At 59.2% G+C, this 13,820-nt stretch carries 13 protein-coding genes; all 13 read right to left on the reverse strand.

Features of this window, described 5'->3' with window-relative positions; genetic code table 11:
* Positions 1 to 2: 2 nt before the first annotated feature.
* Positions 3 to 1,544: a F0F1 ATP synthase subunit alpha gene (gene atpA, locus CC94_RS0105755; RefSeq protein WP_031430129.1), complete on the reverse strand. Its 1,542-nt coding sequence runs from the start codon at positions 1,542 to 1,544 to the stop codon at positions 3 to 5.
* A gap of 12 nt (positions 1,545 to 1,556) precedes the next feature.
* Entirely contained in the window at positions 1,557 to 2,090 is a 534-nt protein-coding gene (locus tag CC94_RS0105760) for a F0F1 ATP synthase subunit delta (protein ID WP_031430131.1), read from the reverse strand.
* Between the two features lie 11 nt (positions 2,091 to 2,101).
* Positions 2,102 to 2,572, reverse strand: coding sequence for a F0F1 ATP synthase subunit B (locus CC94_RS0105765; protein ID WP_031430132.1), 471 nt, complete (start codon positions 2,570 to 2,572; stop codon positions 2,102 to 2,104).
* A gap of 42 nt (positions 2,573 to 2,614) precedes the next feature.
* Positions 2,615 to 2,899, reverse strand: a complete 285-nt coding sequence (atpE, locus tag CC94_RS0105770; protein WP_005374759.1) for a F0F1 ATP synthase subunit C — start codon at positions 2,897 to 2,899, stop codon at positions 2,615 to 2,617.
* Between the two features lie 54 nt (positions 2,900 to 2,953).
* Positions 2,954 to 3,730, reverse strand: coding sequence for a F0F1 ATP synthase subunit A (gene atpB, locus CC94_RS0105775; RefSeq protein ID WP_031430135.1), 777 nt, complete (start codon positions 3,728 to 3,730; stop codon positions 2,954 to 2,956).
* A 21-nt stretch (positions 3,731 to 3,751) separates the two neighbouring features.
* Complete coding sequence (locus CC94_RS0105780; RefSeq protein ID WP_031430137.1) at positions 3,752 to 4,111, reverse strand: ATP synthase subunit I; 360 nt, start codon at positions 4,109 to 4,111, stop codon at positions 3,752 to 3,754.
* Positions 4,112 to 4,206: 95 nt separating this feature from the next.
* Entirely contained in the window at positions 4,207 to 5,496 is a 1,290-nt protein-coding gene (locus tag CC94_RS0105785; RefSeq protein ID WP_031430139.1) for a TolC family protein, read from the reverse strand.
* Entirely contained in the window at positions 5,496 to 8,600 is a 3,105-nt protein-coding gene (locus tag CC94_RS0105790; RefSeq protein ID WP_031430140.1) for an efflux RND transporter permease subunit, read from the reverse strand. Before CC94_RS0105790 ends, CC94_RS0105785 begins: the two co-directional genes overlap by 1 nt.
* Before the next feature lie 10 nt (positions 8,601 to 8,610).
* Positions 8,611 to 9,723, reverse strand: coding sequence for an efflux RND transporter periplasmic adaptor subunit (locus tag CC94_RS0105795; protein ID WP_031430142.1), 1,113 nt, complete (start codon positions 9,721 to 9,723; stop codon positions 8,611 to 8,613).
* A gap of 80 nt (positions 9,724 to 9,803) precedes the next feature.
* Positions 9,804 to 11,228 (reverse strand): sensor histidine kinase, encoded by a 1,425-nt coding sequence (locus CC94_RS0105800; protein ID WP_005374768.1) that lies wholly within the window; start codon positions 11,226 to 11,228, stop codon positions 9,804 to 9,806.
* Positions 11,218 to 11,892 carry a response regulator gene (locus tag CC94_RS0105805; protein WP_005374769.1) on the reverse strand — a complete coding sequence of 225 codons (675 nt, stop codon included), beginning with the start codon at positions 11,890 to 11,892 and terminating at the stop codon, positions 11,218 to 11,220. The genes CC94_RS0105800 and CC94_RS0105805 overlap by 11 nt, the downstream gene beginning before the upstream one ends.
* Positions 11,893 to 11,934: 42 nt before the next feature.
* Positions 11,935 to 12,474, reverse strand: a complete 540-nt coding sequence (locus tag CC94_RS0105810; RefSeq protein ID WP_005374771.1) for a hypothetical protein — start codon at positions 12,472 to 12,474, stop codon at positions 11,935 to 11,937.
* A gap of 157 nt (positions 12,475 to 12,631) precedes the next feature.
* Positions 12,632 to 13,729 (reverse strand): quinolinate synthase NadA, encoded by a 1,098-nt coding sequence (gene nadA / locus CC94_RS0105815; RefSeq protein ID WP_031430147.1) that lies wholly within the window; start codon positions 13,727 to 13,729, stop codon positions 12,632 to 12,634.
* Between the last annotated feature and the right edge of the window lie 91 nt (positions 13,730 to 13,820).

The following is a 13,820-nucleotide window of genomic DNA, read 5'->3' on the forward strand; positions in this document are numbered from 1 at the left end:
CTTTACCAGCTATGCGTTTTAACGAAAGTTTCGATCGCAGCCTGCAGACCTTGTGCAATTTCGTCGTTCCAGTCGCCGGTTGCATTGATCTTGTCAAGCAGCGCGGCATGTTCCGTTTTCATATACAACTGCAACGCGGATTCGAATGCCAGAACCTTGTTCACTTCCACTGCGTCCAGGAAGCCCTGGTTCGCCGCAAACAGCGAAACCGCCATTTGCGCCACTGACATCGGCGAATACTGGTTCTGCTTCATCAATTCGGTCACGCGCTGGCCGCGTTCGATCTGCTTGCGGGTGCTTTCGTCCAGGTCCGACGCGAACTGCGCGAACGCCGCCAACTCACGGTATTGTGCGAGGTCGAGACGGATACCACCGCCGAGCTTTTTGATGATCTTGGTTTGCGCGGCGCCACCGACCCGGGAGACCGAAAGGCCTGCGTTAACCGCAGGACGGATACCGGAGTTGAACAGATTGCTTTCCAGGAAGATCTGGCCGTCGGTGATCGAAATCACGTTGGTCGGAACGAACGCGGACACGTCGCCGCCTTGCGTTTCGATGATCGGCAGCGCGGTCAGCGAGCCGGTCTTGCCTTTGACCTTGCCGTCGGTCAGTTTTTCGACTTCATCCGCATTGATCCGCGCGGCCCGTTCGAGCAAACGCGAGTGCAGATAAAAGACGTCGCCCGGATACGCTTCACGTCCCGGCGGACGGCGGAGCAACAATGACACCTGACGGTAGGCCCAGGCTTGTTTGGTCAAGTCGTCGTAAATGATCAGCGCATCTTCGCCGCGGTCGCGGAAATATTCGCCCATCGCGCAGCCGGTGTAAGGCGCGATGAATTGCAGTGCGGCCGATTCGGACGCGGAAGCGGACACGATGATCGTGTGCTCCATGGCGCCATGTTCTTCGAGCTTGCGCACCACGTTCGCGATCGACGAGCGTTTTTGCCCGATCGCGACATAAATACATTTGATGCCGGTGCCTTTCTGGTTGATGATCGCATCAACCGCGATCGCGGTCTTGCCGGTCTGGCGGTCGCCGATGATCAATTCGCGCTGGCCGCGGCCGACCGGAATCATCGCATCGATCGATTTCAGACCCAATTGTACCGGCTGGCTGACCGATTGCCGCGCGATAACGCCCGGCGCGATCTTTTCGATCGGCGAGGTTTCGTTGGTCTCGATCGCGCCCTTGCCGTCGATCGGCTTGCCGAGCGCGTCGACCACGCGGCCGAGCAAGGCTTCGCCGACCGGGACTTCAAGAATCTTGCCGGTGCACTTGACGGTATCGCCTTCGGAAATATGCTGGTAAGAGCCCAGAACAACCGCGCCGACCGAGTCACGCTCAAGGTTCAACGCCATGCCGTAGGTATTGCCGGGGAATTCGAGCATTTCGCCCTGCATCGCCTCGGAAAGCCCATGAATTCTCACAATGCCGTCGGTCACGCTGACTACAGTGCCTTCGGTATGCGCTTCAGCGCCCAGATCGAAGCCTTCGATCTTCTTTTTAATCAGATCACTAATTTCGGATGGATTTAATTGCATTTTATATCACTCTCACTGTAGCGCTTTTTGCATGTGTTGGAGTTGACCCTTGATCGAACCGTCTATCACCTTGTCGCCTGCGCGCACCAGAACACCGCCGATCAACGACTTGTCGATCGACACATTCATGCGGACTTTCTTGCCGAACTGCTTTTCGAGCTTGGCCGCAAAACTCTGCTTGCCTTCTCCGCTGAACTCATAAGCGGCATGGACCTCGACATCCAGATAGCCTTCATCCTCCGCCTTGTGCGCTTCGAAAATCCTTGCAATCTGCGGGACCAGACTCAGGCGCCGGTTTTGCACGAGCAATTGCAGAAAATTTGTGCCTTCCTGGTCGAGCCGGCCTTCGCCGATATCGAGCATCAATTTCGTCAAACGCTCGTTGCCGACCTTCGGGTTATTGACATAAGCCGCAAGGATGTCATCGTTCAAAACACTTGACAGGAACGCCAGCGTTTTCGACCACTTTTCAGAAGTTCCGGTCTCTTTGGCTCTCTTAAAGACAGCCGCCGCATAAGGCCTTGCCAATGTTGCCAATTCGCTCATTATGCTCAACCTTATAATTTATCGGAGACTTTGCTGATGATGCCCTGATGCTTGTTTTGATCGATTTCCGCACCGAGAATCTGCTCTGCCGCGCTGACTGCCAGAGCCGCCACTTCTTTACGCAGCGCTTCCTTGGTTTGTTCGATTTCCTGCTCGATCTGCGCTTTGGCTGCTTGGATACGGCGCTCCGCTTCCTTGTTGGCGTTATCCTTGGACTCCTCAACGATCTCATTCGCGCGTTTCTGCGCCAGCGTGACGATCTCCGAAGACTGATCCTTTGCGTCCTTGATGATGTTCTTGGCTTTCTTCTCGGCCAGTTTCAAATCTTCCTGGCTTTTGTCGGCCGCCGCCAAACCGTCGGAAATTTTCTTTTTGCGCTCTTCCATGGCGTTGATGAAAGGCGGCCAGATGTACTTCATGGTAAACCATACCAGAAGTGCAAAGGTGATCATTTGTCCAATCAGAGTAGCATTGATACTCACGATGCGTTCCTCTTGTCGTTTTTAGGAAATAGTAGGCTCAATTTAGCCCGCAGCGGCTTGTACGGCTGACAGGAACGGGTTCGCGAAAGTGAAGAACAGCGCCAGACCGACGCCGATCATGGTGACCGCGTCCAAGAGACCTGCGACAACGAACATTTTGACTTGCAGCATAGGCACCATTTCCGGCTGACGCGCCGCGCCTTCCAGGAATTTTCCGCCCAACAGACCGAAGCCGATCGCGGTTCCGAGCGCGCCCATACCCAATACCAGACCGACCGCAATCGCAGTCATGCCCTGCACGTCAGCAATCAATTTTGCAATTTCCATGATACCTCCAAAGGTAAAAAGTTAAGTTGTAAAGAACAGTTTAAAAAATAAAGATTAATGGTCTTCGTGCGCCATGCTCAGGTAGACGATCGTCAATACCATGAAAATGAACGCTTGCAGCGTGATGATCAGAATATGGAAAATCGCCCACGGCAGGCTCAGGACCGGCTGCACGTAGCAGGGCAACAGTGCGATCAGGATGAAGATCAATTCGCCCGCATACAGGTTGCCGAACAGCCGGAGGCCGAGCGAGATCGGCTTGGCGATTTCTTCGACCACTTTCAACAGCAGGTTGAACGGCATCAGCCAGGGCCCGAACGGCTGCAGCAGCATTTCCTTCGCAAAACCGAAAACGCCCTTGACCTTGATGCTGTAAAAAATGATCAGCAGAAACACCGAAATCGACATCGCAAAGGTCGCGTTCAGATCGGTGCTCGGCACGACCCGAAGATAGGGAATGCCCATCGCCGAACCGATCATCGGCAGAATGTCGACCGGGAACAGGTCCATGAAATTGAACAGGAACACCCAGCAGAAAACGGTCAACGCCAGCGGCGCGATCAGCGCGCTTCGGCCGTGGAAAGTATCCTTGACCTGCGTGTCGACGAACTCGATCAGCATTTCCGCGACATTCTGCAAGGGGCCGGGCACGCCGGAAGTCGCCTTTTCGGCCGCGGTCTTGAAAAACCAGATGAACAATCCGCCGAGCAGAGCCGAGAAAAACAGGGTATCCAAGTGCAAGGTCCAGAACCCCTCGCCGACGCTCAACGGAGTCAAATGGTGAATGATATAGCCGGTTGCCCCTTCAGCCGCGTGCGCTTCGGTTGCCATCGTTCCTCTCTCGTCAAAAATTCAGCGCATCAATAGCGCAAACCAAAAAACCGACAATGCCGTCAGATAGCCGACGAGCAGCGGTAATAACTCTATGTCAGGGATTTGAAAAATCAGGACGAAAATAGCCGCCGTCAACAGCAGCTTGCCCACTTCGCCAGTGTAAAATGATACGACGATCTTGCGCGCTTCCTGCCCGATCGCCTTTTTAATCCTGTATGCAAAAAACAGGTTCGGAAAAAACGCCGCCGCCCCGCCCAGCGCCGCGGACAAGGCCGCCATTTTTCCGACGGCGGCGGCAAAACCGGCCGCCATCAGTATCATGATCAGAATTTGATAAAGCAGTATCTTGCTGACAGTAGACAAGGTTCTACCTGCCACACAGCGCTCCAGTCAATTTAGCTGGGGAATTATAACGGCCGAGGCATTTTTAATCAAGGAGGAATGAAGCCGCCGCAACGCTGCGGCGTTTGGGGTCAATTCATGCGGACAGGATCGTTTTCGAAGCGCCGGATCAACAGGCCGGAAGCGCGCAGGACGTCCAACTCGGCTTCGATTTCCGCCTGCATCAGATCCAGCCGGGTCAAACGGGTTTCGGTCCTGGAACGCGACGCATCCAGAAGCTCCAGGAGACTGCCTTTCCCCAGACGGTAACTGGACTCTCCCATTTCTTGGAGATCCGGCAGCTTGGCGATCACGTTGCGCTCGAAGTCCGCCCGCGTTTCCCGGCGCCGCGCCAGCATTTCGACGGCGCGTTCGAGCGCGCTCCGCGTGCGTGCGAGCGCCAAATCGTGCTGCAGCCGCGCGGCATGTTTTGCCGCATTGGCACGCGCAATCGCGCCCTGGCCGCGATCGAAAATCGGTAAATCGACCGAGACACCGGCAAAGCTGGTGTTGCCGTAAGGCGAATCGGTGAACGCCGACCCGACCTGAAAAGTCGGCGTCGGCCAGCGTTCGCGCTTGGCCCGCGCCACATCGGCCTCGGCGGCGATCTCTCCGCGCCGGGCCGCTTCGATGTCCGGATGCGAGGCTTCGGCATCCGCCCATAACGCGTTAATGTCGGTCGGCACGTTCAGGCTCGACAGTTCGCCCCGCGCCTCCGGACGCCAATCCGACAATCCCAGCAGAATGCTCAATTCGGCCGCCGACGCGGACAAATCGTTGCGCAAGGTTTGCCGGCGCGTCTCGACATTTTTGGCCTCGATGTCGATGCGCAGCAGATCGTAGCGGCTGGCGCTGCCCGCCTGCAGACGTCCGGAGACGATGCCGGACAGATGTTCGACGTAGCGGGCCGTTTCGTCGAGCACGGCGATGCGCTGCCGATTCGCCAACTGTTTGACGAACAGCGCCCATTCGTCGTAAATCAGGCCGGCAAAGTCGGCGGCGATATCGGCGGCGGCCGCGTCCGCCTTTTTTTCCGCGGCCTCCAGGCGCATGCCGCGCTGGCCGGCGATCAGCACCGGCACCTCCAGGATGACCTGCTGCTGCACGTTGCCGTCGTACATCGTGTTGGTCCGGGTCAACAGGTCGAAGCGCCCGTAGCTGAGCCGCGGATTCGGCAACACGCCGGCTTCGACGATTTCCGCGCCGGCCGCTTCGATGCGCTGTTGCAAGGCGGCATAACGCGGACTGCGTTCGCGGGTGATATCCAGCAATTGCTGCATGGTCACCGTTTCGGGCAGCTCGGCGGCAACGGCCCTGACCGCGGCCAGCATGGCCAGACAGGCAAAAGCGACGGCTCGAATTTTCCGATCGCGTGTTTTCATCAAGACTCCTCCTGTATATCGTCGGCCTCTTCCGGGGTGATCAGGCGCTTCGGCGTGATATACGCATAAATGACCGGCAGTACCAGCATGGCGACGAAAAACGTAGTGAACATGCCGCCGACGATCACGACCGCAAACGGCTGCTGGGTTTCGCTGCCGATGCCGGTCGACACCGCCATCGGCAACAGCCCTAGGAGTGCCAGCAGCGACGCCATCAACACCGGCCGCAAGCGGTCTACCGCGCCTTCCACGATGGCTTCGGACAGAAGCTGTCCGCCGCGCCGGCGCTCTTCGATCGCGCTGAGCACCAAGAGCCCCATCAACGACACCTGCCCCAGCAAGGCGATAAAACCGATCGCCGCGCTGACCGACAGCGGAATGCCGGCGGCAAGCAGCAAAAAAACGCCGCCGGCCAGCGCAAACGGCGTGCACAATAGAATCGCCAGCGCGCTGCGCGCCGACTGCAAGGCGCTGTACAGCAAGCCGAGCACGATCAGCACCGCGATCGGCACCACCACCGCCAGCCGCCCCATCGCCCGTTGCTGGTTTTCGAACTCGCCGCCCCACACCAGGAAACTGCCCTCTTCGAGCTCGACCTTACCGTCTACGGCGGCCATCGCGTCATGCACGACGGAACCCAGATCGCGGCCCTCGACGTTGAACTTCAACGCCAGAAAACGGCGATTGGCCTCGCGCTCGATCGAAGTCCTGCCGCGTTCGATCGGCATCGCGGCCACTTCGCGCAACGGAATGCGCGCCCCCGAAGGTGCCGGCAGTTTCAGATCGCCGATCTGCTCTTTGTCGCTACGCTCGCCGGCCCGCAGAATCGTCCGCACCGGCACCGGCCGTTCGTTTTGCCAGAGTTCGGTGGTCACCTTGCCGGCCAGGCCGGTTTCGATCGTATCCTGCGCCGCATCGATGGTAATCCCCTCGCGCGCCAGGGCGGAACGGTCCAAATTGATCTGCAGCTGCGGCACGATGGACTCGCGGTACAAATCCAGGTCGATGACGCCGGGAATGGCCTTCAACAAACTTTTCGCCTGTTCCAGCGTCGCACGCATCCGTTCCAGATCATCGCCGTAGATTTTCAGGACGACCTTGCCGCGCACGCCGCTGACCGCTTCTTCGACGTTGTCCTTGATCGGCTGCGAAAAATTGAAACGCACGCCGGGAATCGCGGCCAATTCCTCGCGCATCGCCTCGACCAACTGTTCCTTGTGCAAACCCTCCCGCCATGCTTCGCGCGGCTTCAGATGCACGAACGTTTCACTCATGTTGACGCCTTCGTTGTCGGTGCCGTCTTCGGAACGCCCCTGCTGGCTGAGGATGCTTTTGACTTCGGGAAAAGAGAGCAGGCGCTCGCGCATATCGAGCAAAATCGCCTGGCCTTTGGCCAGCGAAATACTGGCCGGCATCTCTACGAACACATGCACATCGCCTTCGTCGAGCTCCGGCAAAAATTCGCTGCCGAGCCGGCCGGCCGCCAGCGCACCGGTCAGCAGCAAAACGCCGGCCGCGCCCAGAACTAGCGGCCGCCGCCCGAGAGACCACGCCAATAGGCGGCGGTAAAGCGCCCTGAGGCGGAGCAGGAAACGGGGCTCCTCGATCATCGCATGCTTGGGTTGAATCAACACGGCACAGAGCGCCGGCACCAGGGTCATCGCAAAGATCAAGCCACCGCCCAGCGCGAAGCTGTAGGTCAGCGCCAAAGGCCGAAAGATGCGCCCTTCGACGCGTTCCAGGGTGAACACCGGCAACAACGCGGCAATGATGATCAGCATCGCGAAAAATGTCGGCTTGGCGACGCTAAAAGCGGCATCGACGATCAGCCGGACCATGTCGCGATGGCTTTTGGGATGGCGATGGCTGGCCTGATGGATGACGCTCTCGACCAGAACCACGGCGCCGTCGAGAATGATGCCGAAGTCGATGGCGCCCATCGAAATCAAATTGGCGGGCATCCCCAGCCGGTAAAGCCCGGCAAACGCAACCAGCAACGACAGCGGAATGACGCAGGCGACGATCAGCGAACCGCGAATACTGCGCAAAAAGAGCCAGACCACGCCGACGACCAGCAAAAACCCATGCAAGAGGTTGTCGTAAACGGTGTGCAGGGTTTTATCGACCAGCTCGGTACGGTCCAGGAACGGCACCAGCTTCATGCCGGCCGGCAGCATGCGGGCGTTGAGCTCCTCGACCTTGTCGTGCACCGCCGCCAGGACCCGCGACGGATTCTGTCCGCGCCGCAACAGCACGATGCCTTCCACCGCCTCTTTATGATCGTCCAGCCCCACCGTGCCCTGGCGCGGCGTATAAGCCTGCACCAGACGGGCCACATCGCCTACCGTCAACGGCGTACCGCCCTCGCTTTTCAAGACGATTTTTTTCACATCTTCGGGCGAGCCGAGATAGCCGACGCTGCGGATCACCATCTGCTGATCGCCGTGGCGCAGAAAGCCCGCGCCCACGTTCCGGTTGGCGCTGGCGACGGCGCGGTTGACCTCGTCCAGGGTCAGGCCGAAGGATTCCAACCGAATCGGATCGATTTCGACATGGATCTCCTTGTAGTAGCCGCCGAAGGTCAGCACGTCGGCAACCCCCTGCACTTGGCGCAGCACCCGCGAGACGTTCCACTCCATCTCCGAGCGCAGTTCGTAGAGCGAATGGCGATCGCTGGTCACCACGAATTTGTAGATTTCACCCAGCGGCGTGTAATCCGGCGCCAATACCGGCTGCACCGATTCCGGCAGTTCGGCGCCGTTCATGCGCTCGGTGATCAACGTGCGCGAATAGAAGCTGTCGACGTCATCCTCGAAGGTAATGGTAATCAGCGACAAGCCGAACAGGCTCTGACTGCGCATTTGCAGCATGCCCGGCGTGCCGTTCAAGACCCGCTCCAAAGGCACCGTTACTTGCCGTTCCACCTCTTCCGGCGCATAACCCGGCATCAGGCTGATTACGGTCACCTGGGTGTTGGTCACGTCCGGATAAGCCTCGATCGGGGTTTCCAGATAGGCATGGATCCCGAACAACGCGATGAGAGCGGTAATCACCAGGGCGGCGACCCGCCGGTGCACGCAGGTTTCGATTAGCAACTTGAGCACGGCCGGCCTCCTACAACAGCATCGAAGCTTCGCCGTCGATCAGCAGCGCACCGTCGACGACCACCCGCTCTCCGCCGGACAAGCCTTTCAATACCGGCGTCAGACCTTCGCGCGCCTGGCCGATCTGGATCGGACGCGCCTTGAATCGGCCGGGGCCGACTTCGACATAGACCACGGTTTCCCGTCCGTCCTTGATCAGCACGGCCGACGCCGGCAGCATGATACGGCTGGGCGCGGACGCCTCGATGGAGACTCGCGCGTACATGCCGGGACGCAGCGGAATCTTGGGATCGTCCGCGACGATGAAAACCGATGCCCGGCGCAGTTCGGTCTGGATCGCGGCGCTTTCGCCAACGACGTGGCCTTGAATCGGGTCTTGCAGCGAGGCGAGCTCGATAACCGCTTTGGCGCCTTTTTCGACCAGCAACAATTCTTTCTCGAAAACGTCGGCGACGATCCAGGCGGCCGAAGGCTCGCCCAAATCAAGCAGGAGAGCCCCCGCTTCCACAGCGGCGCCGGTCGCCACGTGCGCTTTCAGCACCGTGCTGTCGACCGGCGCGCGCACGATCACTTCACCGGCGCGGCCGTCGCCGAGCAGACGCAGGAAGTCCCGGCTGCGTTCGAATTCGGCCCGCGCCTGCTTGAGTTGAGTTTCGGCTTCCATCCGTTCGATGTCCAGGCCGACCCCGGCGCGCTGCATTTCCAATTGCCGGTTCAAATGATCCTGCGCGCGCGCAAGCTCCGTTCCCGCCCGGGTGTGGTCGGCACGTATCTGGACCGCATCGTTGCTGGCCAGCGCCACGACGGGGGCACCCGCCTTGATTTTGTCGCCGACCTGCACGAACACTTTACTCACGCGTCCGGCCACCACCGTTCCTACCGAGGAAATCGCTTGCGCCCGAAAATCCACTCTTGCCGGCGCCGTGACCACGCTGGCAACGGTCTCCGGCTGCACTTCGCGCACCGTAATATAGGGCAGCGACTCCGGACGCAGCGTCACCACGCCCTTGCCGGCCGGCTCGATGGATGATTTTGAAGAAGGCTCGGGAGCCTGCGGGTTGTGATTTTCACAGCCGATGGCAGCCAACAACCCAAGAAAAGCAAGCAAAGCAACAATTCGCATGAACTTTCGATCGAATGACAAAGAGAGAACCGGATGCGTTTTCCGCCCGGTCCCCGCCATGTTACCAATCGAACCTTTCATCAACCTGTCACAGCGTCATGTCGGGAGGCGCCCCGCAAGTGGCCGACGGAAGAGGGAAAGACGATGGCGACCCGCGTGCCGACGCCTTGGACGCCGCTGCCGATTTCGACCCGGGCGTTGTGCAGTTCCGCGATTTCTTTCACAATCGCCAGCCCGAGGCCGCAACCGTCGCCTGGACTGCCCGGCGGCCGGTAAAACCGCTCGCAAACCTTGTCGATTTCGCCGGCCCCGATGCCGGGGCCGGCGTCTTCGACGATCAACATACGGCACGGGTCGGCCTGCACCGCGACGTTGATTTGCCCGCCAGGAAAGCTATAGCGAATCGCATTGTCGAGTAAATTATTCACCAGCTCGCGCAGCAGCGTGGCGTCCGCCGAGACGGCCAGAGGCAACGGCTGCGCATCGAAGCCCAATTCGATGTTGCGTTCGAGCGCCTTCGGCGCCCATTCGAGGCAACACCGGCGGGCCAGCGCCTTCAAGTCGACCGTTTTGAACTCGGCCATGCCGCCCGCGATCGACTCGGAGCGGGCCAGCGTCAACAACTGCTCGTTCAGATGCGCGACGCGATCGGCCGCGTTTTTGATCTGCCCCATCGTCAGCTTCATCGCCTCGAAATCATCCGACAACAAGGCGCGCTCCGCCTGCAGCTTGAGCCCGGCCAGCGGTGTCCGCATCTGATGCGCGGCGTTTTCGACGAACCGGCGCTGGCTCAGCATGGCCGCCCCGAGCTTTTGCAGCAAGGCGTTGATCGTATGCGTCAGCGAGTGGACTTCAAGAGGCGCATCCTTGTCGGGTATCGGATCGAGGTCTTTCGCCGAACGCTGTTCGATCGCGGCGGCAAGCGCCTTTAACGGCTTTAGGCCGCCGCCGATGCCCGTCCAGATATGAAAACCGGCAAAGACCACCAACAAGCATTGCGGGACGATGACGGCGGTCAGGATTTGGACCATCATCCGGCGCCGTTTATTCAGCGTCTCCGCCACGGAAACCCGGACGGCTTCGCGGCTGTCGCGTGGAATCGTGATCAACGAGACGACTCTGACGTTTTTATTTTGCATCCTGCCGTCGCCGAAGTAAGGCGACGCCTGCTCGACCGGCGGCCCTGCCGGCACGGGGAGCGCCGTGTCGCCGGCAATGAAGCCCGATGAGGCCGATTCGACTTTGAAGAAGGTTTTATCGATTGCGTCCCAGCGGAATACCGCCATCGCTTCGGGCGGCAATTCGAAGGTGATTTTATCCTGTTTTCCCTTGACCTGCTGCGCCAACGAGCTCGCGGAATCGAGCAGCCACTGGTCGTAAGCGGTATTGGCAAAATAGAAGGCCACGAAGTAAGACACGGCCGCATCCAGAAGCACCAGCACGAAAAAAGGAAGCGTCAGCCGCGAAAGAATCCGGAAGCGGATACTCTTCGGCTTAGGCCCCATGACCGGCCTCCAGCACGTAACCCAAACCGCGCAGCGTTCTGATATTGATCCCGAACGGGGCGAGGCGCTTGCGCAAGCGGGACACATACACTTCGATCGCATTGTCCGCGAGTTCCTCCCCTTCGACCGCCAGCCTTCCGGCAATCGCATCCTTGCTGACGACGCGCCCGGCCTGCAGCATCAACGCCAGCAGCACGCCATACTCTCTGGCGGGCAGCAACAACGGCCGGCCGTCGGCCGTTACCCGTTGCCCCACCGTATCGAGCGTCAACCGTCCGACCACGGTCTCGTGACCTATCTGGCCCTGGCTCCGCCTGATCAACGCCCTTACCCGGGCCTGCAATTCGCGCAGATCGAAAGGCTTGGCCAAATAATCGTCGGCTCCCGATTCCAGGCCGCCGATCCGGTCGTCGAGCGCGTTTCTCGCGGTCAGAATCAGCACCGGCAGGGGCGATTTACGGGATCTGAGCTGCCTCAAGACGTCCCTGCCGTCGCAATCCGGCAAACCCAGATCGAGTATGACCAAATCGAAAACCTGAGTCAGCAAGGCCGTCATCGCGTAACTGCCCGTCATTGCATGAATCACGGCAAAACCCCAGTCGCTCAAGCTGCGCGACAGGCCGTCCGCCAGAATGGCGTCGTCTTCGACAAGCAGCACATTCATCGCAGAGCGGATGCGGAAAACCTCCGGCGCAGCGCGGTGAAATCAGTGCCAGCCGCCATATTGCTTGGTCGGATCGCCGCGGAAACCGGCGGTCGTTTTGTTGGACTCCGGCACAGTGCCCATACTTTCGGCCGCCACGAGCAGGTTGCCGTGCGTATAACCGCCCAGCGCTTTGGCTTTTTTGGCGATCGCGGTCGAGAGCGGAGTGATGTCGTATTTGGTGACGGTCGGATGGATGACCGCAGTGACCAGTTGTTCGCCGCCGGCCACTGGATAAAAGGTCAACAGAATCGGCAACGCTGTCCCGGCAGGCACCTGCACACGGTAATGTTCGCTGCCTTGCAAAGCCATTTCGGCGATCACCGCGCCTTTTTCGTCGCTGACCTTGACCGTTCCGGACTTGACCGGCCCTTTGTCGTCGGAGACCATCCCTTCCAGCGTCACGGCCTGTTCGTACTTGCGGACCGTTTGCTGCGGAAAGGCACTTTTCGGCGTCTCGTTTCCGCAACCGGCAACCGTAATCAACGCCAGAAGAGACGCCGCCAGGACGCCCCGAGGGAATGAGAATGAGTTCATAGGCATAAAGTTATTTCCGTCGAATTTGATCGAAACACATCGCCCCCATGCTACGGCATTCGCCGCTATACACCAGCCGCCCGGAGTCCCAAAGCCGGCTTTGGAACACACATGAATACCCCGTTCAAAGCAAGCTTTGAACTCCGATGCCGCCAAAGGCCGACTACGCCACTGCCAGCATGTTATCCAGCGCCTTTTTCGCCAGCTCCGACTCTTTCGGAGGCACCGTAATCCGGTTGATCACATGCCCTGCCGCCAGATTGTCCATCACCCAAGCCAGATGCTGCGGATCGGTCCGGAACATCGTCGAACACATGCACAGCATCGGCGACATGAAGTGCACATGCTTGCCCTCCGCCTTGCATTCCTCGTTCAAGCGGTTGACCAGGTTCAGTTCGGTTGCGACCAGCCAGCGGGTATTCGGTTCGGCCTCGCGCACCGTTTTCAGAATGTATTCGGTCGAACCGATGTATTCGGATTTCTGGCAGACTTCGAACGCCGCCTCGGGGTGCGAAATGACTTTGGTTTCGGGATAGCGTTCGAGAAACTGGTCGATATGTTCCGGTTTGAAAGCTTGATGCACCGAGCAGAAGCCTTTCCAGAGAATGATCTTCGCGTTCTTGATCTGCTCGTCGGTCAACCCGCCGCGCGGCTGGGTAAAATCCCATGTGACCATCTGTTCGAGCGGAATGCCCATCCGGTAGCCGGTATTGCGCCCCAGATGCTGATCCGGAAAGAACAGCACCTTGGGTCGCCGTTCGAAACTCCATTCGAGGATTTTCCGCGCATTCGAAGAGGTGCAGACGATACCTTCATGCTCGCCGCAAAAGGCTTTCAGGTCGGCCGCGGAATTGATGTAGGTGACCGGGGTCACTTCGTTTTCGACATCGATCACTTCGGCCAGCTCTTTCCAACACTGCTGTACCTTCAGCAGATTGGCCATATCCGCCATCGAACAGCCGGCCGCGAGGTCGGGCAAAATCGAAATCTGCTCGGGGCGCGACAGGATGTCGGCCACCTCGGCCATGAAATGGACGCCGCAGAATACGATGTACTCGGCATCGGAGGCGGCCGCGTTGCGCGACAGCTTCAGCGAATCGCCGGTAAAATCGGCATGTTTGAAGACTTCATCGCGTTGATAATGGTGGCCCAGAATCACGCAGCGCTTGCCGAGCTTGGCTTTGGCAGAGGCGATGCGCTCGTCGCATTCGGCATCGCTCAGCAGAGCGTAATCTTCTATCGGAAAGGGGGTATTAGACATTTTGCTTAGATCTTCACGGCAGGGTTAAAAGCAGTATTGACGGATGCGCCAACGCCGATCCGTTCTCCAAAGTTGATATCTCTTTATCAAA

It is taken from the genome of Methylomicrobium agile, assembly GCF_000733855.1.
GTDB classification, from domain to species: domain Bacteria; phylum Pseudomonadota; class Gammaproteobacteria; order Methylococcales; family Methylomonadaceae; genus Methylomicrobium; species Methylomicrobium agile.

Bases quoted from the DNA above. Each gene is read 5' to 3' on its own strand.
- atpA (WP_031430129.1), bottom strand. From the start codon at position 1,544: ATGCAATTAAATCCATCCGAAATTAGTGATCTGATTAAAAAGAAGATC.
- CC94_RS0105760 (WP_031430131.1), bottom strand. From the start codon at position 2,090: ATGAGCGAATTGGCAACATTGGCAAGGCCTTATGCGGCGGCTGTCTTT.
- atpE (WP_005374759.1), bottom strand. From the start codon at position 2,899: ATGGAAATTGCAAAATTGATTGCTGACGTGCAGGGCATGACTGCGATT.
- atpB (WP_031430135.1), bottom strand. From the start codon at position 3,730: ATGGCAACCGAAGCGCACGCGGCTGAAGGGGCAACCGGCTATATCATT.
- CC94_RS0105785 (WP_031430139.1), bottom strand. From the start codon at position 5,496: ATGAAAACACGCGATCGGAAAATTCGAGCCGTCGCTTTTGCCTGTCTG.
- CC94_RS0105795 (WP_031430142.1), bottom strand. From the start codon at position 9,723: ATGCGAATTGTTGCTTTGCTTGCTTTTCTTGGGTTGTTGGCTGCCATC.
- CC94_RS0105800 (WP_005374768.1), bottom strand. From the start codon at position 11,228: ATGGGGCCTAAGCCGAAGAGTATCCGCTTCCGGATTCTTTCGCGGCTG.
- CC94_RS0105805 (WP_005374769.1), bottom strand. From the start codon at position 11,892: ATGAATGTGCTGCTTGTCGAAGACGACGCCATTCTGGCGGACGGCCTG.
- CC94_RS0105810 (WP_005374771.1), bottom strand. From the start codon at position 12,474: ATGCCTATGAACTCATTCTCATTCCCTCGGGGCGTCCTGGCGGCGTCT.
- nadA (WP_031430147.1), bottom strand. From the start codon at position 13,729: ATGTCTAATACCCCCTTTCCGATAGAAGATTACGCTCTGCTGAGCGAT.